Raw genomic sequence first — 21,549 nt, forward strand, 5'->3', positions numbered from 1 at the left:
CCTGGTCCTTGACTCTCTGATGAGTGGTACGGCACGCACTTCGGTTCCGTCGAACGTTCGAGCAATCAGCCGAAACTCAAGCGCAGCTCTCGAGACGCTCTTGCTCCGGCAGAATCCAGCGCTGCAGGGCCTGCCAACTCAGATTGAAGTCACCGCTGCCGGTGCGCAGGCTCAAACCCTGCGCGGGCAGTTGCGAGTCGGCGCGCACTGTCCAGTTCGAATGGCCAAGCACACGCAAGCGCTCGGCAAGCACTTGCGCAAGGTCCGGATGACAATGCAGCACACTGGCTTCGTCAGCAGGCTGGGCAGCCTTCAGATGGCGCAGCAAGGAATCGATACGAGTCGGCTCCGGGACTTCGCCCAGTAACGTGCGCAATGCCTCGTCGAGCAACTGCCGAGCCGTTTCATTCAGCCCCTCCCACATCTGCTCGCGCTGCGTTTGCCAGTCGTCGAACAGCGCCTGAGCCTGCCCCCAGACTTGCGCCTGGGCTTGCTCGGCGGCATCGTCGCGCAACGCCTGCGCTTGTGTGAGCGCGGCGTCGAGAATGCTTTGCGCCTGTTCTCGGGCAACCTCCAGGACCTGCGCGGCGAGCAAACAGTCTTCTATCGTTTCGCGACGCAACAGTGGCTCGCCGATCAGTTGGCGATCACCGGCCAGTGTGAGTTTGCGAACGGCCAGCATGTCGAAATCCCCTTACTCCGTGACGTTAAAGACATGCCAACTGACCGCCTCCCACACGGCATCCAGCCTGGGCGACGGCATCGCTGGCAGCGTGATCCGCTCGACCGCCTCGACGGCAGGACGAGGAAATCCCAGGCGCAGTTTTCTCCAAGTGGGCTCTGCGACCCAGGCCTTGAGTAACAACAGCCCCGCCTCCTCGGGCGGGTACTGGCGCCACCCTTCGGGCATCCAATAGCCCGGCTGCAAAGCCTTGGCCATGCGTCGGCACCAAGTGTGCCCGGCTTCATCCAGGTCCGGGCCAGACGCTCCCCCGCTGCAGATGGCAATCGCCAGATCGAGGGCCCGTTGTCGGCTCTCTGGCGCAAGCTGGAGCAAGCGCAATAAAGCCGGACGCGGTTTCTGTGCCGGCAGCGCAATAACCTCCAGCCTGTGGCTCAGCCATGAATAGCGAATCTTGCCAACCGTCGCGGCCAGCTCGGGATCCAGCCCGATACGCGCTTGCAGTTGCCAGCTGGGATGGGCGCTCGACCATCCATAGGCCCACCAGCGCAACCAGTAGAGCGACTGCTCGGCACTTGTTGCGACGTTCATCGAGGGTCGCTCAAGGGTTCTTTGCCAGACTTGAGTCGAGCAACAATGGTTTGACGCCAGCCGGGGTTCAGCGCGAATAGCCCGATCAGAAACAGCAACAGCCCCACCGCGCTGAGCAGCGCAATCAATTGCCAGAATTCAAGCCGATCGCGTGCAATGACAAACGACCCGAAACTGACCATGTCCGGCTGCGCATGATAGGTTTCAGCAGGCACGAAAATGACCGAGAGTTTCTTTTCATCGGCTCCCGCCATACCCGGAATGCTGCTGGCGACCATGCTGCGAATGCGCGGTACAACACTGTCCGGATCAAAATCCTCGCGGTGTTTGATAAAGACCGCCGCCGAGGCAGGTTGTACCGGCTCTCCCGGCGCAATGCGCTCAGGCAACACGACATGCACCCGCGCGACCACCACGCCATCGATCTGTGAAAGCGTGCGCTCCAGCTCCTGCGACAGCGCATAGATGTAGCGTGCCCGTTCTTCCAGCGGCGAGGAGATAACCCCTTCCTTGCGAAAAATATCGCCCAGGCTCGAATGCGAGTCGCGCGGTAAACCCACGGCACTGAGCACCCGGACGGCGCGCGAGATATCTTGCGCAGAGACCAGAACCGCCACGCTGGTCTTGTCTACGCGCTTTTGTGCATCGATTTGCTTGTTCGACAACTCGGCGAGTACTTCATTGGCATCCTGTTCGGAAAGGCCACGATGCAATTCCATGCGGTCGCCACAGGCAGCCATAGACATCGACAACAGCAGGACGCTTGCCAGTCTCACTACTCTAAGACGCATATTCATGCCTATTGCAGACTGGTGAGTTTTTCCACGCTCTGTGCGGCTTTGCTAACGATTTTTGCGCTGAGCAAACTCTCCAGATAAAACGAGGACAACGAGCGGTTGGCCTTCATCGCGTCTTGCGGGTCAATGGACCTCGACGCCCGATCCAGATCCCGTGCGGCCCGATCGCTGAAACGCTGTAGCGACAGCGAGGCCTGCGAGGCCGGGATAGCCACCTGATCAGCGCTTGCCGGTTTCTCGACGGGCCGGTGCAAGGTGGCGTTGAACCAAGCGATGTCTGCCTTGGCAGGAGCATCGTCTGGCGTTAGTGCAGAACCGGATACATCTGCATGACTACCTGTTATGCGTGTAATCGCCATCACGCTCCTCCTGCCAAGGCATGGGTGTTGCCCTCAACCGCGGGCGTTGGTGGAAGACTGCTGGACCAGCACTGAAAGTACGTTGCCGGCCGCAATGCTGGCGTCGGTCTGCAATGTATTGCCAGCGCCACCGTTCAAGAAGTTCTGCCCGGCATTCGGCATGTCTGCCGCCAGGGAGTTACCTTGAGCGTTGTCTTTGACCTGCCCCTTGATCATGTCGATGGCCTTCTGGAATTGCTCGCCTTCGGCACGGGACATGTAGGTATCGCCCTCGGACAGCTCGCCCATCCAGTCCTTCGACTTGCCGTCCGGCTTGCCGAATTCTTCCGGGTGCATATCCATGAAACGGGCCACTTCCTTGAGCACATCCTTGTCCTCAGGGTTGAACGCCACCTCTCCACGCTTGTCGCGAGCAGGATCGCCAGTCGGCTTGAGCAGATTGTCGAGCGTCTCTTCACCCAGATCGCCGAGCAAGGCCGACAACAAGTCGTTGGTGTCCAACGAGCCTGAGGAGTTCTGCGTACCGTTGCTGCCGAAACCGCCGGAGTCGTTGCCCACGCCACCGCCGAGAATCTCTTGAATCAGACTCTCCAGCCCTTTGGTAAAGGCTTTCTTTTCGTCGCCACTGAGGTAATCATCCTCACCCAGCTCATCCTTCCAGCCGTTCACATTGCCATTGGCATCGTCGGGCTTTCCGAACTTTTCCGGGTTCTTGTCCATATGTTCCGCGACCATGGCGACCAGCGGATTTTTCTGATCGAACTTCGCGCCGCTGCCTTTCTTTTCAAGTAACACGTCACTCAGCAAAGAAGCGATGCTACTGGCCGTATCGCTACTCTTACTGTCGAACTCGGCAACATTATTGAAGCCACTGGGCGTGGTACCAAGCGAAGAAGAAATCATATGCTCTACTCCTTGAAAGTGATGACCCATACAGCCCTGCCCATTGACACGGGCAGGGCTGTCGTCAACTTAGTAGTTGATGGCCTTACCGGTTTGCTGCATCGCGTTCTGGGCTTTAGTTGCCGAGTCCTGATAGGCACTGGAAATGCCGTTCACGGTATCGGTCATCATTTTGTTGGATTGCGCTTCAGCATTCATTGTGGTGGTCGCAGCAGAAGTTGCGTCCATCTTAGTCATTGCAGCCATCGAAGCGCCAAGGGAAGCACCACCAGCCATAGTTATTACTCCTGATCATTGAAGGTTTTTTTGAACATCGACATGACATTCGCTTAATGAGTGGAGGTGCGTAGAAAATGGTTCCAAAGTTTCTCAGAGACAAAAATACCGATAATCCGCCAGGGCACTTTCCTCCCTCATCAGCCATCGAACAGGTCATCTGGTCGGGCCAACGATCAGTGCGTGCCAGGGTGATTCCCGTCTGCACGCCTTATTCATCCCGTCAGAAAAAGCATTTCTAACGATTGTCATATCCCATGGGGGGTTCCAGAACTCCTCTAATGGGAGTTTGATAAACACCAGGTTTTAGAACCAAAACAGTGCATGAACGATTTTCGATGCTGTGCCGGCAATCGCTCAGAAACCCACTACACCCCCATCCACTCGCTTGCAGAGGTGATGTCCAACGCTTTCATGCGGTGGTAAAGGGTACGCTTGGGAATCCCCAGTTCACTGACCACCGCCTCGATGCACTTGGCGTGGCGAAAAAGCGAGTCCTGAATGAGAGCTTTCTCGAACGAACGCAACTGAGGCCTCAGCAATACTGTGCTTTCACCGCTGGCATGATGCTCTCCCTGCAAGGGCGAAACCCCCAAAACGAAGCGTTCAGCAGCGCCCTTGAGCTCTCGGATATTACCCGGCCAATGATGGCTGAGCAGTTGCTTGCGCAAATCGGCCGGGGCTTCAAGCATGGGCTTGGTATGCTTGGATGCCGCATCCTCGGCAAAGCGTTCGAACAAGGGCAATATCAAGTCGGGTCGAGAGCGCAGAGTGGGAAGTTTGATAGTGATGACATTCAAGCGAAAATACAGGTCGCGACGGAATTTACCCTGCTCGACCAGCGTTTTCAGTGGCGTTTGCGTTGCTACAAGAACGCGCAGATCCAAGGGCACGAAACGCGTCGACCCTAATCGCTCTATACCCCGCATCTCCAACACCCTGAGCAGTTTTGCCTGTAATAGCGGCGGCATACTGTCGATTTCATCGAGAAACAATGTGCCCTTGTCAGACGCCTCGATGTAACCGGATCGAGATTTATGCGCCCCTGTAAAAGCCCCTGCCATCACCCCGAACAACTCGCTTTCCGCCAGTTGCTCGGGCACCGCGGCACAGTTCAGAGCGACAAACGGCCCTGATCGTCCGGAGAGTTGATGGGCACGGCGCGCCAACGTGTCTTTCCCGGTACCGGTTTCTCCTTCAAGAATCATATCCACTTTGAGTGGAGCGGCCGTTCGGATGAATGACTGTAACGCTCCCCAAATGTCTAGTACTTCATGCACCTGTTGTGGATGGTTATTTTCCATATCGCCCCCCGCCATCCTTTTCATTAACCATGACAAAAACTCCTATGCCGCCTGGGCTTTTTTTATACGATCGTGTGCTTTAACTGCCGCAAACCCAGTCCATTTATCTTTCTCGGGTGTGCAGCAGGGGAACATGATAAGCAAACTTCAATCTATACCCCAACCCTTCACGACAGATACAGTTACGTACGCTAACCTACCGCAACAATCGCCACCTCATTAATTCTCGTAAAATCAGCGTCGTACCCAACTCAACCCCCGGCTCGAATAAATACGTCAATAAATCAGATTCTCTTCCCGGCGTCTTGATATCCGCAAAAAAAGACAAACGTCTCAAGAAGTAAAATGGACGTCGCGCTTGAATGAGTGAATAAGCGTTAATTTTTGTCAGCATTTTTTTTAAATGACCATGCGTCTTCCCCCTCGCCGTCCATTCAGATCGAGCCACGTTTTTTTGACCTGACGAACAGCATTGTTCGTCAGGAACAAGCCAGGCACTTATAATCGATCACCCTACCGCCAAAATCATCGGCACTCATCATGAACATTACCTATTGAGTGGTTGTGTTTATTCAATAACCAGAACAGGCAAACTCTCTCTATGCTCGGGCATCGCGCGATGCGCACGAGGGGGATATGTTCCGAAACGGGAGTAAGTTGATATCTGATCGACCGGTCAGTTAATCCGTAATGCGAAGAGTACGGCGCGGCTGAAATTGCTTGACTGACCGACCCTATGAATCAGAACGCCGAAGCAAGGGCTGTGCCGATTTCCTTTGATGTGTGGTCTTTTAGAGGATGAAGGCTCTGGTGTGGAGGCTCAAGCGAAGCAACAACGTTTTGGCCAGCCATCTCTCTGACGGGCCGTTACAACGCCATCTGCTCAAATGATAACGTTATGTCCGATATCGGCTGCCAGGATTGATCATATCGATCAGTCACGGGCCCGTTGCAGGCCCGCAAAGTACCCGCCGCGCCAATCTGACGGGTGAGTTCTGATGGCGCTCAGCCGAACGCATTCAAGACAGGCATCCCTCCTCCTCTGGCTCCTGCAACCCCATGAACCGCCGCACTCTATGAGCCTCAGGCTCCTCGCGAATCGCCTGTGGCGAGGCATCCAGCTGTATGTGGCCGTTGTCCATGAAGATCACCCGGTCGCAAATCGACAGGGCAAAGTCCATCTCATGGGTGACGATTAGCAGGGTCATGCCTTCCCGGGCCAGATTGCTGATGACCGTAAGCACCTCGCCAACCAGCTCCGGATCCAGCGCCGAGGTGGGTTCGTCGAATAGCAGGATGTCCGGGTCCATGGCCATGGCCCGGGCAATAGCCACGCGCTGTTGCTGGCCCCCGGACAGTTGATGCGGATATTTGTGGACGTGTGCCAACAGGCCGACCTTGTCGAGTAGCTGGCAGGCGCGTTGTTCGCTCAGTGCGCGGCCGACGCCATGATAACGGGGAGCGAGGCTGATGTTGTCCAGCAGTGTCCGGTGCGGGAACAGGTTGAAGTTCTGGAACACCATACCGATGCGCCGTACGCCCTGACGAACCCGACGGCCATCCGGTTTGTCGCCGGCATTGATGAAGCTTTCCCCGAACAACAGGATTTCGCCTTGATCGATGTGCTCCAGGCCATTGATCGTACGAATCAGCGAGGTCTTGCCGGAGCCCGACGGGCCGATGATAGAAATCACCTGACCACTTTGTACCTTCAGGTCGATGCCCTTGAGCACATGATGATCGCCGTAGCGTTTGTGCACGCCCTGCAGCTGCAAGGCCGGGGCGGCGCCTTTGGCCGGGGGTTTGAACGTGCTCGTTGCGACAGGCGCCAGACTGTCACGCAGCACTTTTGCCGAGGCGCTATCGAGGGTTTGCGGTGTCCGCAGGTTGAGGTCCAGGTAGCGCTCCAGACGCTGCAGGGCGAAGCCGAACACTGTGACGATCAGCACGTAGTACACGCCCACGGCCGCCAGGGTTTCCATCACCAGGAAGTTCTGGGCATACAGGCGCTGACCCACCGTCAGCAGCTCAGTCAGTGAAATCACCGAGATCAACGAGGTCAGTTTGACCACCGTAATGTATTCATTGATCAACGTCGGCAGTGAGATGCGAAACGCCTGGGGAATCACAATCAACCGTTGCAGGCCGAACAGGCCGATACCCAGGGCACGGCCGGCTTCCTTCTGGCCTTTGGCGACCGAGATCAGTCCGCCACGATGAATTTCGGCCATGTAGGCGGCCTCAGTGACCACCAGCGCCAACAGGCCGGAATAGAACGGTACCGACAGGATCGGCCCGGCACCGGGCAGCAACTGCGGCAGGTTGTAGATGAAGACCACCAGCACCAGCAGCGGAATGCTGCGAAAGAACCAGATGTAGAGTGACGCCGGCATGCGCAGCCAGGGCAAGCTGGACAACTTGGCTGATGCCAGAACGAAGCCCAGCACCATCCCCAGGAACCAGGCCAGGGCACTCAGTTCGATGACGGTCAGGCTCGCCGCCCAGAAGTCAGTCTTGGAGAACAGCGAAATAAAGTAAGACCAGTCGAATTGCATAGACACCTCGTGCGAGCCGCGCCCTCGACCGAGGGCGCGGTTTCAGCCATTACTCGGAGATCGGTTCCAGATCATATTTTTTGAGAATGGCGGCGTACTCACCGTTGGCTTTACTGTCGGCCAGGGCTTTGACCAGCGCCTGATAGGTAGCGTCGGCGTCTTTCTTCACGTAGATGCCCAAGGTCTGCGGATACACCAGCTTCTGCGAACTGACCACGACCCGCCCGTTGGTGCGCTGGGCGATCATGTGCGCGGCACCGGCGATTTCCACCTGCGCCTGAATGTTCTTCGAGAGCAGCGCCTGCGTCACTTCGGGAGCCGAGGGGTACTCGTTGACGGTGATGGCGCCTTTGTTGTTCGGTACGCAGTAGTCGCTGGACAACTGGGTGAATTTGGCCACCCAGGTGGTGCCCTGCTCCAGACCGATCTTCAGGCCGCACAAGTCCTCGGGAACCTGCGGGGTCAACTCACTGCCCTTGGGCACCATGATCGCGGCGCCGGTGTTGGCATAGGCGATGGTGCGGGCCTGGAGCTGGCGTTCGGGAGTGATGTACATACCGGAAATGATCGCGTCGTAATGCCCGGCGTTGAGGCCGTTGATCAGATTGGGAAACTTGGTGTCGACGAAGTTGGCCTTGACGCTCATCGCCTTGGCCAGGGAGTGGGCCAACTCAGGGTCGGAGCCAACCACATTCTTGTCAGCGTCGTAGGACTCGAACGGCGGGTAGGTTATTTCCATACCGACCTTCAACACACCCGGGGTCGCGGTGCTGGCGAAGGTGGTACTGGCGCAGAACAGGCCGGCGGCGAGCAGACTCAGTTTGCTCAGGGCGTAGTGGCTTTTCATCGTGGGAAGCTCCGTTGGTTGTTTTTTTAGGAATGAGTGGTGGTGTTCTTCAGGCGGCCGAAGCTCGATGGCTTTCGAGCCCGGGACGGCAGCTCAAGCTCGCCGTTCGCTACGCGCTTGCGCAGGTACTGGTAGGTCTGCAGCGCTTGGCTCCACATGTGCTCGCCAATCGCCAGTGCCTCGTAATCCCCGGCATCCCTGGCGAAAGCCGGCAGCGGTTTGATCAGCGTGTGATAGTCGCAGGCGTAGAACAGCGGGAAGCTGTAGCGCTCCTGAGCAACCTTGCGCACCCGGTGGGCGGTGGCGACAAAGGCACCTGCGGTCATGACTTCCAGCATGTCGCCAATGTTCACCACGAACGCCCCGGGCATTGGCGGTGCATCGATCCACTGATCCTGATCGTTAAGCACCTCCAACCCCGGCTGATCGGCGTGCAGGATGGTGAAGCATTCGTAGTCGGTATGTGCGCCGATGCCCGGAGCGTCGACGACATCGGCGTCGAAGGGATAATGGATCAGCCGCAACTTGGAGGGCGGACGAGTCACCAGCGCATCGAAATAGCCCTCCTTCAGCCCCAGGGCCAACGCGAAGCCATCAAACAGCCGGCGGCCAAGGGCAAACACCGCCTGATAGTAGTTTTGTACCGCGCCCTGAAAGCCCGGCACGTCGGGCCAGTGATTCGGCCCCAGCAGCGGCGTACGGTTGAGGAACAGCGGGTCATCCACTGACACTTCGAAGCCGATATCGAAGGCCTCTTTATGATCCGGCTTGCCCTTGGAATACACCTCCTCACCTTCGGGCACGAAACCCTTATGGCTTTGCGAGGCGCCGATGTAGTGGCGCATCTTGGCTTCCAGCGGCTGTGCAAAATAATCCCTGGCCGCCTGGCGCAGGCCCTCGATCAGCGCCGGATCGATGCCATGCCCGGTGATGTACAGAAAACCCACATCGCTGGCGGCGCGGCCCAGTTGCTCGGCCACGGCCAGGCGGTGCTCCAGTTCGATACTGAAGAGTCCCGCGATGTTCACCATCGGGATGCTGTTGAAGTTGGCCTGGGTTGATGAGGTATTACTCATGGCGGGTTCCTTCACGGGTGAAACGGTCGAAGTGTTCGCGCTCGGTCCGGGCCATCCACTGGTTCAAGGTCCAGAGGTCGGCCACCGGCATATTGGTGAAGGGCAAGTGATGCAGATAACCGTCGGCACCGAACTCCGGCGTCAGGGTGCTGACCGAATAGCCGCGCTGAAGCTGAGAGGCCCAGACGGCCTCCCAGTGGCGCTGATGAAACGCCAGTTCACGGGCATATTCCGGGGCGGCGGGATGGGGGACTTGCGGGCCCTGGTCATAGCCGACCCGGGCCTGAAGGTGATGCACACGCTCGACGAAGGTCGAAAGATCGTCGGCCGGGTCGTCCAGCAATCGCTCACAGCAGACCACCCAATGACTGATGTCACTGGTGAAACGCAGTCCCGGCAGTTGGCGGATCAGTTCCAGGGTTACCCAAGGGCTGTATAGGGAACGGGCGCGGTGAGTCTCGAAACTGCAGAACACCCCATGCCTGGCGGCCAATTCCATCGCCTGGCCAAAGAACTCGACCTGCAATGCCTGCGGCCAGCGGTCGTTGCCGGCCAGCAGATTGACGAACCGTGGGGTCAGCTCCGAGGCCCAGCCCAGCTTGCGATCAATGTCGGCCAAGTGTTGGGCGGGTGTGGCGTTCTGGTCGGGCAATACATCGTAAGCACTGAACAGCGTGCAGATATAGGGAACCCGATTGCTACGCAGGAAAGCGCCGAACTCGCCACGCTCATTGGCCTGCAGCGGCAGGCGCGCTTCGATGCCATCGAAGCCGGCGGCGAGCAATTCATCCAGGGCCTGTGCCTTGCTGGCGGTATAGCCCCACAACGTGCGGAAAATCTCTAGCTTCATGCATTCCTCTCGGCTGCGTCGGGCCACTAGCGGATTGGGCTGGTGGCATTACTGGGCAGTCGAAAGGGGATGCTGCGGGCTGCTGCTCTGATGGCTGCGGTCCCGTGCGACGAATCCTAAGGCTACGGCGACAAACGATTGAATAGGCTGCAGCAAATAGTTAGTTCAGAAATTCATGAACTAACGCCGGCGGGTTTCCTCATGGGAACAGTGATCCGCAACACCTCGTCCCTTCACCGTAGATTCGCTACTATGTTTGCCCCCGCTTTCCTTGTCTGCGGTTTTTTTCATTCTGGAGCCCGAATGCCTAGTCAAAAGGACATCGCCGCCGAAAGCGGCGCACCGATGATCCCTGAACAGCGCCGTGAATTGATGCTGCGCCAGTTGCGCAAGCATCAGGTGCTGAGCGTTCATCAATTGATGGAAATGTTCGACTGTTCGCACATGACCATTCGCCGCGATATCGCGCTGCTGGAACAGGAAGGCCGTGCTTACTCGGTCACCGGTGGCGTGCGAATCGCCAGCCAGCTCCATAGCGAGCCCAGCCATCAGATCAAGGCGGTGGTCGAGTTGCCGCAGAAGCAGGCGATGGCCAAGCTGGCCGCGCGGCTACTGCATGCCGATATGACGGTTTATCTGGATGCGGGGACGAGTACGCTGGAGATCGTCCCGTACATCAAGGCGCTGTCGGGTATGACCGTGGTGACCAACGATTTCGGGATTGTCCAGGCGCTGATCGATGCGCCTCAGGTCACGGTGATTCACACTGGCGGGCAGCTGGATCATTCCAATCAATCGTGCGTGGGCGGTCTGGCGGTGGCCACCTTGCGCCAGGTCGTCACTGATGTCGCCTTCATCTCCACCAGCTCCTGGGACTTACGTCGCGGCCTCACCACGCCTTCGGCGCTGAAGGTGGAGGTCAAGCAAGTCGCGATGCAATCAGCCTCGCAAGTGGTGCTGGTGGCGAGCAGTTCGAAGTACGGCACGTTCAGCATGTACAGGATCGCCGGGCTCGAACAGTTCGACATCATCCTCAGCGACGACGCGCTGACCCCTGCCGCGGCCGATAGCATCCGCAAGCAGGGTGTCGAACTGCTGTTGCCCGGCGATAACAACGTGTAAGGCGTTAGCGCGCCTTCCAGTCCCGCAGCCACTGCAAGCCGGCCGACGTGTTACCACGCGGCCGGTATTCGCACCCTACCCAGCCGTCATAACCCAACTGGTCGATCAACTCGAACAGATAGGGATAATTGACTTCTCCCAGGTCCGGCTCATGTCGATCCGGCACGCCGGCGATCTGGATATGGCCGATGCCGTCGAAGTCCCGACGCAGTTTAGTGGCCAAGTCCCCTTCGACGATCTGGCAGTGGTAGCAGTCGAACTGAACCTTCAGGTTAGTGGCGCCCACTTCCTTGCAGATGGCTTGGGCCTGATCCTGGCGATTGAGGAAAAAGCCTGGCATGTCCCGCGTATTGATCGGTTCCAGCAGCACCGTGATGCCAGCCTTGGCGGCCTGCGCGGTGGCGTAAGCCAGGTTCCCCAGGTACACGCCGTGATGCCGTAGGCGATCAGTTTCCGACGGCAGCAGCCCGGCCATCACATGGATGCGCGAGTTGCCCAGCACCGCGGCGTATTCCAGCGCGCGATCGAAACCGCTACGAAATTCACTCTCCCGCCCCGGCAACGACACCGTGCCGCGCTCGCCCGCCGCCCAATCGCCGGGCGGTGCGTTGAACAGTGCCTGCACCAGGCCGTTGTCGCTCAAGCGCTGTTTGAGTTCCTGAGCGCTGTAGTCGTAGGGAAACAGGTATTCCACGGCTTCGAAACCATCGGCGGCAGCGGCGGCGAAGCGGTCCAGGAACTCATGTTCCGGATAGAGCATGCTGAGGTTTGCGGCAAAACGAGGCATGGTAGCTCCTATCTATGTTTTTGTAGGAGCCAGGCTTGCCGGCGAAGGCGATCTCAAGGACGCTTTCGCCGGCAAGCCGTGCTCCTGCAGGTGTTCGATCGGGTCGACAATTTTCGTTAGACAAACGGCCAGATCAACAAGGTAATACCGAAACCCAACGTACCGAGCAAGGTGGTCAACACCGTCCAGGTGCGCAAGCCATCGGCCACGTTCAGCCCGGACAGTTTGGTGAAGATCCAGTAACCGGCATCATTGATATGGGACATGGCCAACCCGCCACCGCCCATGGCCAGGCACAACAGTGCCATGTGATTCGCCGTGAGATCGAGGGTAGCGATCAGCGGGCTGATGATGCCGGCGGTGGTCACCAGCGCCACCGTGGTCGAACCCTGAACCGCACGCAACAGCATGGTCAGCAGAAAGCCCAGCGCGAGTACCGGCAGACCGGTGGTGCGCAGCATATCGGAGACCACGGCGCCGATTCCGGTATCCACCAACACCTTGCCGAACACACCGCCGGCACCGGCAATCAGGATCACCATGGCTACGCCAGGCAAGGCAGAACCGATCACGTCAGACACCTGAGTACGACTCCAGCCCCGACGCGAACCCAGCAACCAGGCACACAGCAAGGTATCGATCAGCAGCGCCACCAGTGGCGCGCCGAGCACGGTCATGATGCCGCGCAGGATCGAGTCGGCAGGCAGCAACGAGGTGGACAGCGTCCCCAGCAGGATCAGAATGATCGGCAACACAATCAGGCCGACGATCAGACCAAAACCCGGTGCGGGTGCCGGCGGCAACTTGGAAACGATGCTGCTGGTGGCTTCTTCCAGGCCCATGTGCGACACGGCAACCGCCGCTCGTTCAGGGCTCTTGTCATTGCCATTGGACCAGGCGGCCAGGTCCTCGTTGGTGACATGCGGGCCGTAGACCTCGGCACGAATATCGTCAGTCATCGGGTACACCCGACGGGTCATGCGCCCGGCCACGCGGTAGCCGACATAGCAAAGGAACGCAGTGATTGGCAGACCGAACATCAGCACGCGACCGAGGTCGGCGCCCAACTGGCTGGCGGCCGCTACCGCACCCGGATGGGGTGGCAGGAAAGCATGTACGGTCAGCAACGCAGCGCACATCGGCAGCGCGAACACCAACAACGGTTTACGCGCACTGCGAGCGACGCCATAGGCCAGCGGCATCAGGATGATCACGCCGACTTCGAAGAACACCGGCACCCCGACCATAAACCCGGCAATCGTCAGCGCCAGTGGCGTGCGGCGATTGCCGAATCGGGTAATCAATGTTTTGGCCAGCGCCTCGGCACCGCCGGAGAGTTCGATGATCCGCCCGATCATCGCGCCCAGGGCAATGATGATCGCGATATGGCCCAGGGTCTTGCCCATGCCGCCTTCAATGGTGGCGACCAGATCAGCCGGTTTAACCCCGGCCACCAGCGCGACCAGAATGCTCACCAGCATCAAGGCCACGAAAGGCTGGAACTTGTACTTGAGCACCAGAAACAACAACAGAGCGATCCCTAGCCCCGCGGTAACCATCAGGATTAACGGGCTCATTTCACAAGCCCTCCACGCCGGGTGAACGAAAGGGTTTTTCTGAAACTGCTGCAGTGAAGGTGAGTCATGCCTGGATGTCCTCTTGTTATTGTATTTTTCAGGCAAGCCGGGGTCGTGGGAAGTCGCTGCGCGTCTCCCGGACAGGGCCTGCTTTATCGGTCTATCGTGTTCTATCGTGTTAAAAAATCAGAGCACTACCAGTGCGCGCCGAAGGTCACTCGCAGTTCGTCCAGTGCTGCCTGATCGAGTGGCTCGGGCTTGGGATTGCTCATCAGCCACAGCCGTGCGGTTTCCTCAAGTTCTTCCAGGGCGTAGCTGGCCCTGGACACCGAACTTTCCCAAACTACCGGCCCCAGCCGTTCGAGCATCACGCCGCGAACGCTGTTGGCCAGTTGCGCAACCTGTTCGGCCACTTTCGGCGAGCCGGGACGCTGGTAGCTGATCAACGGGATAGGCCCGACTTTCATCACCTGATACGGCGTCAGTGGCGGCAGGATGTTGTCCGGCTGCCAGACACCCGCCAGCGTCAACGCCACCAGATGGGTGGAATGGGTATGCACCACGCCACCGACGCCCGGGTTGCGGTCGTAGACTTGGCGATGCAGCGCCAATGTTTTCGAAGGCTTGTCACCAGAGACCCATTCGCCCGCCAGATTGACCTTGGCGATGGTCGCCGGGTCGAGGCGGCCGAGGCAGACGTCAGTCGGTGTGATCAACCAACCGTCGTCCAACCGCGCGCTGATGTTGCCGGCGCTGCCGACGGTGTAACCGCGCTCATAAAGGCTGCGGCCAACCTGGCAGATTTCTTCGCGCAGGGCGTTTTCGTCGCTCATTGAGCACCCCCGGCCAGTTGCTTCAAGGCTTTGCTGAAAAAATCCCGACCACCGAAGTTGCCCGATTTGAGCGCCAGGGCCAGAGGCTCATCCGTGCTGCTGACCGTCGCTGGCACACCCGGATCGATCTGCGCGCCGATCTGCAGCAATTGCACACCCAGCGCCTGAACCACAGCGCCCGAGGTTTCACCGCCAGCGATCACGAAGCGTCGTACGCCGCTCTGGCGCAGGCCCTGAGCGATCTCACCCAACGCATTCTCCACCAAGGTGCCGGCCCGTTCGACGCCGAGTTGCTGTTGCACCGCCTTCACTTCGTCCGGGGTGCTGGTGGCGTAGATCAATACGGTCTGTTCGTTATCACGGGCGAAGGCCAAAGCCTGGGCAACCACCGGTTCCCCGGCAGCCAGGGCCAACGGATCAATCCGCAGCGCCGGCCGACCGGCTTCGAGCCAGGCCGCCACTTGCCCATTGGTAGCAATCGATGCGCTGCCAGCCAACACCACTTCACCGCCCGATACTGCCGGGAGTTTCGAGGCGTCGAGATCGCGCAATTTGCCGGCGCGACGGAAGTTTTCCGGCAAGCCCAAGGCCAGCCCCGAACCGCCGGTCAGCAGCGGCAAGTCGGCGCAGGCGGTACCGAGGGTGTACAGATCGTGATCTGACAAGGCATCGGCAATCGCCATGCCGACACCTTGAGCCCGTAGCTCTTTGATCCGCTCACGCACCTGCTCGGCCCCTTGGGCAATGGTGTCGTAGCGCAACAGGCCGACGTTCAGGCTGGTCTGCGATTGCAGCACCCGAACCAGGTTGGCGTCGGTCATCGGCGTCAACGGGTGATGTTGCATGCCCGACTCGCTGAGCAACTGATCCTGCACAAACAAGTGGCCACGAAAGATCGTCCGGCCATTTTCGGGGAACGCCGGGCACGCCAGGGTGAAGTCGCTACCCAGTGCCGCCAGCAACGCTTCGCTGACCTGACCGATATTGCCGGCAGCGGTGGAGTCGAACGTCGAGCAATACTTGAAAAAGATCTGCTCGCAGCCTTGCTCACGCAGCCAGGCCAGCGCGGCGAGGGACTGTTCGACCGCTTCGGCGACGGGAATGGTGCGCGACTTCAGCGCGATGACAATCGCATCGGCATCGAGCCCGGCAGCCACTTCACTGCTCGGAATGCCGATGCTTTGCACGGTGCGCATACCGCCGCGCACCAGCATGTTGGCAAGGTCCGTGGCACCGGTGAAATCGTCGGCGATGCAGCCCAGCAATGGGCGTGCGGTGGTTGTGTTCATTGGGCGTTCCTCAAACCGGCTCAGTCTTGGCAGTCGGCAACTCGATGCCGGGGAAAATCTTGATCACCGCCGAGTCGTCCTCACGACCGAAACCTGCACTGGAAGCCTGCATGAACATCTGGTGGGCGGTGGCCGACAACGGCAGCGGAAATTTGCTGGCCCGTGCGGTATCCAGCACCAGGCCCAGGTCCTTGACGAAAATATCCACCGCGGACAACGGCGTGTAATCGGCCTTGAGAATGTGCGGCACGCGGTTTTCGAACATCCAGGAATTACCGGCGCTGTGGGTGATCACTTCGTAAAGCGCATCGGCGTCGACCCCTTCACGCAGGCCCAGCGCCATCGCTTCGGCGGACGCAGCGATGTGCACCCCGGCGAGCAACTGGTTGATGATCTTGACCTTCGAGCCCAGGCCATGAGTGTCACCCAGGCGATAGACCTTGCCGGCCATGCCCGCGAGGACCGCTTCGGCCTTGGCATAAGCATCGGCCGGGCCAGAGGTCATCATGGTCATTTCACCGGCAGCCGCCTTGGCCGCGCCACCGGAAATCGGCGCATCCAGATACAGCAATCCCTGCGCGGTCAGGCGCTGGCCCAGATCGACGGCGTAGGTCGGCGCCACGGTGGCGCAACCGATCACCAAGCTGCCAGGGCGCAACGTAGCGACGGCACCACCCTCGCCAAACAACACGGTTTCGGTCTGCTCGGCATTCACCACCACGGTAATGATCACGTCGCACTCAGCGGCCATGTGCGCGGGTGAAGCACACGCCACACCGCCCTCGCCGGCAAACTGTTCAGTCACCGTGGCACGCACATCACAGGCATGCACATTGAAGCCGCTGCGCAACAGTGAGCGGGCAATGCCCAGGCCCATCGCGCCCAGACCGACAACACCGACATTCTTGTTATTCATGGGGTACTCCTGAGTTTCCGGCTTATGAGGAAAACAGCGGCCTATTCCACGCCGGCAAGGCGCAGGCGGCGGGCCGCGTTGTAGATATGGGCACGGGCGGCATGCCCGGCGGCGAGCGGATCGCGCAGCCGAATGGCCGCCACGATCGCTTGGTGTTCTTCGTGTACCTGACGGGAGAAATCCGCCCTGCCCGCTTCGTTGGTGCGGGTGATGCGGGTGGCGGCCTCCAGGTACTGACTGACGAATTCCAGGGTCTTGAGAAAGTAGGGATTGCCCGTGGCTTGAGCGATGGCACGGTGAAAAGCCACATCGGCGCGAACACCGTCCAGCCCCTCATCCACCTCTTCATCGATGTGTGCCAACGCCTCGTCAATCTGCACCAGATCGGCCTCGCTGCGATTGAGCGCCGCCTCGCAAGCGATTTCCGCCTCGATGGCACGTCGCAGCGCCAACAGGTGAAAAACACTGCCGGGCAGATTGGCTTCGGTGTAATCGATACGCAGCGGGCGGATATTGGCGTTGGCGGTGACGAAGATGCCGCGCCCTTGTTGAGGCTGCAGCACGCCTTCGTTCTTGAGACGGGAAATGGCTTCGCGGACCACGGTGCGACTGACACCGAAGGCTTCCGAGAGCATGGCTTCACTGGGCAGTTTGCTGCCGGTGGCGAACACACCGTTCTCAATCTTGTCCAGCAGCTGCTGAGCGACGCTGTCACTTAGCACGTGAGTCGGGACCTTGTCGAACATCGTAGCCATCCTGTTTTTGTCTTGTTATCAGGTTGTCATACAGGTTGAGCAGATAATCCTCCAATGAACGGATTATGTGAAGTCTTTTTTAAAATAACATTTTTTAACATCGGCGAGACGTTCAAGCCCGTAGCAGCTGCCGAGCCCGCGAGGCTGCGTTCGGCTGCGCAGCAGTCGTGAATCCGGCTGCTGCGGTCTGTCTGATGCGCCGCGAGTACTGATTTGACGACTGCTTCGCAGCCGAACGCAGCCTCGCAGGCTCGGCAGCTGCTACGGATCGTGGGGGGAAGTCAAATTGACATCAGGCGACCTTGCAAAAACACCATGACCGTCTAAGTTCAAAACTAGCTTCACAGGCGCAATCAACCGTCCATAAACCAGCCCCTCAGGCGAGAGAGTCTATTGACCTAGAACACACCAGACGCTGCTTTTGATAACTGACACGGAATCAGTCAAAAATAACAAGAGGGATGCTTGATGAAGCGCAGCCGTGGGTATCGTGCGTTCTCGCAAAGAGGGCCAGCCGGGCATTTTTGGCTGTCATTGTTTTGCTTCTCCGGCCTGGTGATCGCCAGCTTCCTGTTGTTCGAACAACAGCTCCAGGACTTCCTGGCTCATCTCAACCTGTACTTGCCGTCGACGCCCACCCAGAAACTTAACCTGGCGCTGTTGCTGATCGCCCTGCTGGCGCTGGACGTGGTGCTGCCGGTGCCTTCGAGCATGGTCGCGCTGCTGGCCGTGGCGATGCTCGGCAGTCTCGGCGGCTATCTGGTGATTTTCATTGGCCTGTGCCTGGGAGCCGGGCTGGGTTATGCGCTGGGCGCCGGCTATTTTCGTCTGTTGTCCGGCCGCCTGGGCCTGCATCAGCGCCAGCCGGGGCAGCTGGCGTATCGGTTGGGCACGCTGTCGTTGATCTGCCTGCGCGGTGTGCCGGTACTGGCGGAAACATCAGTGGTCGCCGCCGGCATGCAGCGTTATCCGCTGCGCGCGTTTCTACTGGTCACCACCCTGGCCAATGCCGGCCTGGCACTGGCCTACAGCGCCATCGGCACCTTCCTCGTCGAGCAAAACGCACTGCTGGTGACCCTCCTCGCCAGCATGGTGTTGCCCGCGCTGTTTATCGCCGGGTACAGCCTGTTCAAGACCTTGCGCAAACAAGTCGCGGAGCAACCGCTGCACGGGCGTTTCGAGGTCAGTTATGACTACCCGGTGGTGTTCACCGATCACCTGTTCGATCCGCTCAATGCCTGCCTGCACCGCCAGCTCACTGCACGACTCACCCCACAGCACCGGGGGCCAGTGACGGTGCTGGTATTCGCTGATGAGCAATTGTTGCAAAGCGCTCCACAACTGCTGGAACAAATCGATGCCTACTTTGCCGCCCATGCGGCGGATCTGCATTTGCTGGCCGCGCCGATTACGGTTCCGGCCGGCGAGCTGAGCAAGGATTCACAGGTGTTGCAGCAGCTGTACACCGACATGCTGCAACATGGGCTGGACCGGCATTGCTATGTTCTGGCCCTGGGGGGTGGCGCGGTGCTGGATGCGGTGGGCTACGCCAGCGCCACCTTCCATCGCGGCATTCGCCTGATTCGTATCCCAAGTACCGTGCTGGCCCAGAACGACGCCGGCATCGGTGTGAAAAACGGCATCAATGCCTTCGGCCAGAAAAACCTGCTGGGGGCCTTCTACCCCGCCACTGCGGTGATCAACGACTTCCAGCTGCTGACCAGCCTGACCCGTCGCGACCAGATCGCCGGGCTGGCCGAGGCGGTAAAGGTGGCGCTGATCAAGGACCAGGCGTTTTTCCAATGGATGGAGCAACAGGCCGACGCCCTCGCCCACTTCGATCACCCGGCCAGCCGCTATGCCATCCGCCGCTGCGCCGAACTGCACCTGGCGCACATCACCGATGCTGGCGACCCCTTCGAACGCGGTAATGGGCGGCCACTGGATTACGGGCACTGGGCCGCGCACAAACTGGAAAATCTCAGCCACCACCGGCTGCGCCATGGTGAAGCCGTGGCAGTGGGCATGGCCCTGGATGGACTCTATGCCAATGCCTTGGGACTGTTGAGCGATGCCGATACTGAACGTGTTCTGGGCCTGTTGCTCAAGCTCGGCTTCAACCTGTGCCCACCGGAACTGACCTTGAAAGATGCTCAGGGGCGCTCACAGGTTTTGCTCGGGCTGGAGGAGTTCCGCCAGCATTTGGGCGGGCAACTTTCCATCCCCATGCTCAGCCGGATCGGCGAGTCGGTGGACTTGCATGAAATCGATACCGCGCGGATGGAGCAGGCGCTGCAACGACTGTCCACCCGCAGCAGTCCGGCGCTCACCCTAAGCGAAGGCTGCGCGCAATGAGCCAGACACCGCTGAACCTGAAGACCTGGATGACCCTGGGCCGGGTATCCAACCTACCCACGGTGTGGACCAACACCCTGGCCGCCGCCCTGCTGGCCAGCAGCGCCGGTGCCCTGGCGCCGCCGTCGTCGCTGGTGTGGATTCTGCTGCTGGCCGCACTGTCGCTGTTGTATCTGGCCGGCATGTTGTTGAACGACCTGCTCGACGCCGACTGGGACCAACAACACGATAACCCCCGCCCCATCACCCTGGGTCTGGTCAGCCGCCAGCAAGTGGGCTTGGCCACTGCGCTGTTGCTGATATTGGCCGTCGCCTCGGTGCTGGGCCTGAGCCAGCTGATCGACCAGCCGCAGTGGCTGCTGGGCAGCGCCACTCTGCTGGTGGGCTGCATCCTCGGCTACAACCTGCTGCACAAGAAATACGCCCACAGCGTCTGGCTGATGGGTGCCTGTCGCTCAGCGCTCTACCTCACGGCGGCGGCCAGCCTGGCGGTGCCACCGGAGCCGATCTGGCTGTGCGCCATTTTGCTCGGCGTCTACATCAGTGGCCTGACTTACCTGGCCCGCCAGGAACACCGCAATCAATTGCTCAGCCGCTTCCCACTGATCCTGATGCTGAGCCCGCTGGCGTTGGCAATCTATTCCGACAACGTCTGGTTTTGGCCGGTGCTGCTGCTCTGGCTTGGCTGGCTGGGCTGGCACTACTGGCACCACCTGGCCAACCCGCAGCAACGGCAAGTCCGCGCCTTTATCGGCGCTGGCCTGGCGGCCCTGCCGCTGTTCGATGCCCTGGTGCTGGCTGTGGCCAACCAGCCACTGGGCAGTTTGTTATGTGTCCTGGTGTTTTTCCTGCTTCCACACTTCCAGCGCTGGATCAAACCGACATGAACATGGACGTCACAGCGCCGCCATTGGCGGCCCTCGACATGCGCCACGATTGCCTCGCCGAACAACGCCTGGCCTTCACCCGACAGCTCGATGACACCGAGCTGCAGTGGTGGCGCCAGGCACAGGCACTGCTTGACCAACGCCCGGACGCCAACACTGCTGCGCTCTTGAGCAGCCAGTGCAAACGCAGCCTCAAGGAGCCTGCATTGCCCAACAACTCTGGCTGGAGCAACGTCCAGCTCGCGCGAGCGTTGTTGCTGGCTCAAGTGCTGGAACAACAACCCCTCGCCGGACAACTGCCCTTGCTGCGTCAGTTGTTTCTGTGGGGCGACGATCAGGAAAAGATCGCCACCTTGAAGGCCCTCGACTGGCTCGATAGCCGTGGGCTGTGCGTGGAGCTGGCATTGCAGGCCGGGCGTACCAGCAACAGCCAGGTGTTTGCCGCCCTCGCCCTCGACACCCTCTACCCGTCGCGTCACTACAGCGAACGGGCATTCCACCAACTGGTGCTGAAGGCACTGGGCATGGGGCTCGACGTACGACGCCTGATCGGCCTGACGCAACGACACAGCGTCACCCTCAACCAGTTGGCCCTCGACCTGCTGGACGAACAGCTCGCCGCCGAACGAACGGTGTCCGCCGGGCTGCCCCGGGTGATTGCCTTCAACCTGCTCAGTCCGGCGCAACACCAGCGCCTGATGGGCCTGAATCAGCAGCAACGCCTGCCGCCGGAATGGTGTGACTACCTGGCCGGCACCTCACCGAACTGATGCTCAACCACCCCCTCC

The 21,549-nt window shown here is 59.7% G+C and carries 21 protein-coding genes and 1 pseudogene; 4 read left to right on the plus strand and 18 right to left on the minus strand.

Annotated elements, in window-relative coordinates:
* Positions 1-76: 76 nt before the first annotated feature.
* From sctL to AB7M22_RS13185, 12 genes and pseudogenes are all read right to left on the minus strand, one after another.
* A complete protein-coding gene (gene sctL / locus AB7M22_RS13130; protein WP_454186608.1) occupies positions 77-682 on the minus strand; it encodes a type III secretion system stator protein SctL in 606 nt (201 codons plus the stop codon).
* A 12-nt stretch (positions 683-694) separates the two neighbouring features.
* A complete protein-coding gene (locus AB7M22_RS13135; RefSeq protein WP_454186609.1) occupies positions 695-1,273 on the minus strand; it encodes a hypothetical protein in 579 nt (192 codons plus the stop codon).
* Entirely contained in the window at positions 1,270-2,064 is a 795-nt protein-coding gene (gene sctJ / locus AB7M22_RS13140) for a type III secretion system inner membrane ring lipoprotein SctJ (RefSeq protein ID WP_454188800.1), read from the minus strand. Before sctJ ends, AB7M22_RS13135 begins: the two co-directional genes overlap by 4 nt.
* An 8-nt stretch (positions 2,065-2,072) precedes the next feature.
* Entirely contained in the window at positions 2,073-2,429 is a 357-nt protein-coding gene (sctI, locus tag AB7M22_RS13145) for a type III secretion system inner rod subunit SctI (protein WP_454186610.1), read from the minus strand.
* Between the two features lie 33 nt (positions 2,430-2,462).
* A complete protein-coding gene (locus AB7M22_RS13150) occupies positions 2,463-3,332 on the minus strand; it encodes a DNA-binding protein (RefSeq protein WP_454186611.1) in 870 nt (289 codons plus the stop codon).
* A gap of 69 nt (positions 3,333-3,401) precedes the next feature.
* Positions 3,402-3,608: a hypothetical protein gene (locus AB7M22_RS13155; protein ID WP_007906141.1), complete on the minus strand. Its 207-nt coding sequence runs from the start codon at positions 3,606-3,608 to the stop codon at positions 3,402-3,404.
* A gap of 368 nt (positions 3,609-3,976) precedes the next feature.
* On the minus strand, positions 3,977-4,912 hold the full coding sequence (locus AB7M22_RS13160) for a sigma 54-interacting transcriptional regulator (protein ID WP_454186612.1): 936 nt from the start codon (positions 4,910-4,912) through the stop codon (positions 3,977-3,979).
* Between the two features lie 1,019 nt (positions 4,913-5,931).
* Positions 5,932-6,894 carry an amino acid ABC transporter ATP-binding protein gene (locus AB7M22_RS13165; protein ID WP_454188801.1) on the minus strand — a complete coding sequence of 321 codons (963 nt, stop codon included), beginning with the start codon at positions 6,892-6,894 and terminating at the stop codon, positions 5,932-5,934.
* Positions 6,874-7,467: pseudogene (locus tag AB7M22_RS13170) on the minus strand (amino acid ABC transporter permease); the annotation flags it as partial. The gene AB7M22_RS13165 and the pseudogene AB7M22_RS13170, both read right to left, overlap by 21 nt.
* 49 nt (positions 7,468-7,516) lie before the next feature.
* Positions 7,517-8,314 carry a transporter substrate-binding domain-containing protein gene (locus tag AB7M22_RS13175; protein ID WP_454186613.1) on the minus strand — a complete coding sequence of 266 codons (798 nt, stop codon included), beginning with the start codon at positions 8,312-8,314 and terminating at the stop codon, positions 7,517-7,519.
* Between the two features lie 26 nt (positions 8,315-8,340).
* Complete coding sequence (locus tag AB7M22_RS13180; RefSeq protein WP_454186614.1) at positions 8,341-9,390, minus strand: isopenicillin N synthase family dioxygenase; 1,050 nt, start codon at positions 9,388-9,390, stop codon at positions 8,341-8,343.
* Entirely contained in the window at positions 9,383-10,240 is an 858-nt protein-coding gene (locus AB7M22_RS13185; protein ID WP_454186615.1) for a sugar phosphate isomerase/epimerase family protein, read from the minus strand. Before AB7M22_RS13185 ends, AB7M22_RS13180 begins: the two co-directional genes overlap by 8 nt.
* A gap of 303 nt (positions 10,241-10,543) precedes the next feature.
* Between AB7M22_RS13185 and AB7M22_RS13190 the strand changes: the two genes are divergently transcribed.
* Positions 10,544-11,362 carry a DeoR/GlpR family DNA-binding transcription regulator gene (locus AB7M22_RS13190; protein ID WP_008008835.1) on the plus strand — a complete coding sequence of 273 codons (819 nt, stop codon included), beginning with the start codon at positions 10,544-10,546 and terminating at the stop codon, positions 11,360-11,362.
* A gap of 4 nt (positions 11,363-11,366) precedes the next feature.
* On the opposite strand, the gene otnI is transcribed toward AB7M22_RS13190, so the two are convergent.
* The 6 genes from otnI to AB7M22_RS13220 form a co-directional block, all read right to left on the minus strand.
* Positions 11,367-12,149, minus strand: coding sequence for a 2-oxo-tetronate isomerase (gene otnI / locus AB7M22_RS13195; RefSeq protein WP_454186616.1), 783 nt, complete (start codon positions 12,147-12,149; stop codon positions 11,367-11,369).
* Positions 12,150-12,265: 116 nt separating this feature from the next.
* On the minus strand, positions 12,266-13,726 hold the full coding sequence (locus tag AB7M22_RS13200) for a GntT/GntP/DsdX family permease (protein ID WP_454186617.1): 1,461 nt from the start codon (positions 13,724-13,726) through the stop codon (positions 12,266-12,268).
* A gap of 194 nt (positions 13,727-13,920) precedes the next feature.
* Positions 13,921-14,559: a 3-oxo-tetronate 4-phosphate decarboxylase gene (gene otnC / locus AB7M22_RS13205; RefSeq protein ID WP_454186618.1), complete on the minus strand. Its 639-nt coding sequence runs from the start codon at positions 14,557-14,559 to the stop codon at positions 13,921-13,923.
* On the minus strand, positions 14,556-15,848 hold the full coding sequence (otnK, locus tag AB7M22_RS13210; protein WP_454186619.1) for a 3-oxo-tetronate kinase: 1,293 nt from the start codon (positions 15,846-15,848) through the stop codon (positions 14,556-14,558). The genes otnC and otnK overlap by 4 nt, the downstream gene beginning before the upstream one ends.
* A 10-nt stretch (positions 15,849-15,858) precedes the next feature.
* Positions 15,859-16,809: an L-threonate dehydrogenase gene (gene ltnD, locus AB7M22_RS13215; RefSeq protein WP_454188802.1), complete on the minus strand. Its 951-nt coding sequence runs from the start codon at positions 16,807-16,809 to the stop codon at positions 15,859-15,861.
* Positions 16,806-17,510 (minus strand): FadR/GntR family transcriptional regulator, encoded by a 705-nt coding sequence (locus AB7M22_RS13220; protein WP_454186620.1) that lies wholly within the window; start codon positions 17,508-17,510, stop codon positions 16,806-16,808. The genes ltnD and AB7M22_RS13220 overlap by 4 nt, the downstream gene beginning before the upstream one ends.
* 477 nt (positions 17,511-17,987) lie before the next feature.
* On the opposite strand from AB7M22_RS13220, the gene AB7M22_RS13225 reads away from it, so the two are divergent.
* From AB7M22_RS13225 to AB7M22_RS13235, 3 genes are read left to right on the plus strand one after another with little or no spacing between them, the layout of a single operon-like run.
* Complete coding sequence (locus AB7M22_RS13225; protein WP_454186621.1) at positions 17,988-19,874, plus strand: 3-dehydroquinate synthase; 1,887 nt, start codon at positions 17,988-17,990, stop codon at positions 19,872-19,874.
* Positions 19,871-20,761, plus strand: a complete 891-nt coding sequence (locus AB7M22_RS13230) for a UbiA family prenyltransferase (protein WP_454186622.1) — start codon at positions 19,871-19,873, stop codon at positions 20,759-20,761. Before AB7M22_RS13225 ends, AB7M22_RS13230 begins: the two co-directional genes overlap by 4 nt.
* Positions 20,758-21,531 carry an EboA domain-containing protein gene (locus tag AB7M22_RS13235; RefSeq protein WP_454186623.1) on the plus strand — a complete coding sequence of 258 codons (774 nt, stop codon included), beginning with the start codon at positions 20,758-20,760 and terminating at the stop codon, positions 21,529-21,531. The genes AB7M22_RS13230 and AB7M22_RS13235 overlap by 4 nt, the downstream gene beginning before the upstream one ends.
* Positions 21,532-21,549: the final 18 nt, after the last annotated feature.

The organism is Pseudomonas sp. ADAK2 TE3594, assembly GCF_053628675.1.

Excerpts from the sequence above, each read along its gene's own strand:
- AB7M22_RS13135 (WP_454186609.1), bottom strand. The coding sequence starts at position 1,273 with ATGAACGTCGCAACAAGTGCCGAGCAGTCGCTCTACTGGTTGCGCTGG.
- AB7M22_RS13160 (WP_454186612.1), bottom strand. The coding sequence starts at position 4,912 with ATGGAAAATAACCATCCACAACAGGTGCATGAAGTACTAGACATTTGG.
- AB7M22_RS13165 (WP_454188801.1), bottom strand. The coding sequence starts at position 6,894 with ATGGAAACCCTGGCGGCCGTGGGCGTGTACTACGTGCTGATCGTCACA.
- AB7M22_RS13155 (WP_007906141.1), bottom strand. The coding sequence starts at position 3,608 with ATGGCTGGTGGTGCTTCCCTTGGCGCTTCGATGGCTGCAATGACTAAG.
- sctJ (WP_454188800.1), bottom strand. The coding sequence starts at position 2,064 with ATGCGTCTTAGAGTAGTGAGACTGGCAAGCGTCCTGCTGTTGTCGATG.
- AB7M22_RS13220 (WP_454186620.1), bottom strand. The coding sequence starts at position 17,510 with ATGTTCGACAAGGTCCCGACTCACGTGCTAAGTGACAGCGTCGCTCAG.
- AB7M22_RS13185 (WP_454186615.1), bottom strand. The coding sequence starts at position 10,240 with ATGAAGCTAGAGATTTTCCGCACGTTGTGGGGCTATACCGCCAGCAAG.
- AB7M22_RS13180 (WP_454186614.1), bottom strand. The coding sequence starts at position 9,390 with ATGAGTAATACCTCATCAACCCAGGCCAACTTCAACAGCATCCCGATG.
- AB7M22_RS13200 (WP_454186617.1), bottom strand. The coding sequence starts at position 13,726 with ATGAGCCCGTTAATCCTGATGGTTACCGCGGGGCTAGGGATCGCTCTG.
- AB7M22_RS13175 (WP_454186613.1), bottom strand. The coding sequence starts at position 8,314 with ATGAAAAGCCACTACGCCCTGAGCAAACTGAGTCTGCTCGCCGCCGGC.
- otnK (WP_454186619.1), bottom strand. The coding sequence starts at position 15,848 with ATGAACACAACCACCGCACGCCCATTGCTGGGCTGCATCGCCGACGAT.
- AB7M22_RS13150 (WP_454186611.1), bottom strand. The coding sequence starts at position 3,332 with ATGATTTCTTCTTCGCTTGGTACCACGCCCAGTGGCTTCAATAATGTT.
- otnI (WP_454186616.1), bottom strand. The coding sequence starts at position 12,149 with ATGCCTCGTTTTGCCGCAAACCTCAGCATGCTCTATCCGGAACATGAG.
- sctL (WP_454186608.1), bottom strand. The coding sequence starts at position 682 with ATGCTGGCCGTTCGCAAACTCACACTGGCCGGTGATCGCCAACTGATC.
- sctI (WP_454186610.1), bottom strand. The coding sequence starts at position 2,429 with ATGGCGATTACACGCATAACAGGTAGTCATGCAGATGTATCCGGTTCT.
- AB7M22_RS13235 (WP_454186623.1), top strand. The coding sequence starts at position 20,758 with ATGAACATGGACGTCACAGCGCCGCCATTGGCGGCCCTCGACATGCGC.
- otnC (WP_454186618.1), bottom strand. The coding sequence starts at position 14,559 with ATGAGCGACGAAAACGCCCTGCGCGAAGAAATCTGCCAGGTTGGCCGC.
- AB7M22_RS13225 (WP_454186621.1), top strand. The coding sequence starts at position 17,988 with ATGAAGCGCAGCCGTGGGTATCGTGCGTTCTCGCAAAGAGGGCCAGCC.
- AB7M22_RS13190 (WP_008008835.1), top strand. The coding sequence starts at position 10,544 with ATGCCTAGTCAAAAGGACATCGCCGCCGAAAGCGGCGCACCGATGATC.
- AB7M22_RS13230 (WP_454186622.1), top strand. The coding sequence starts at position 19,871 with ATGAGCCAGACACCGCTGAACCTGAAGACCTGGATGACCCTGGGCCGG.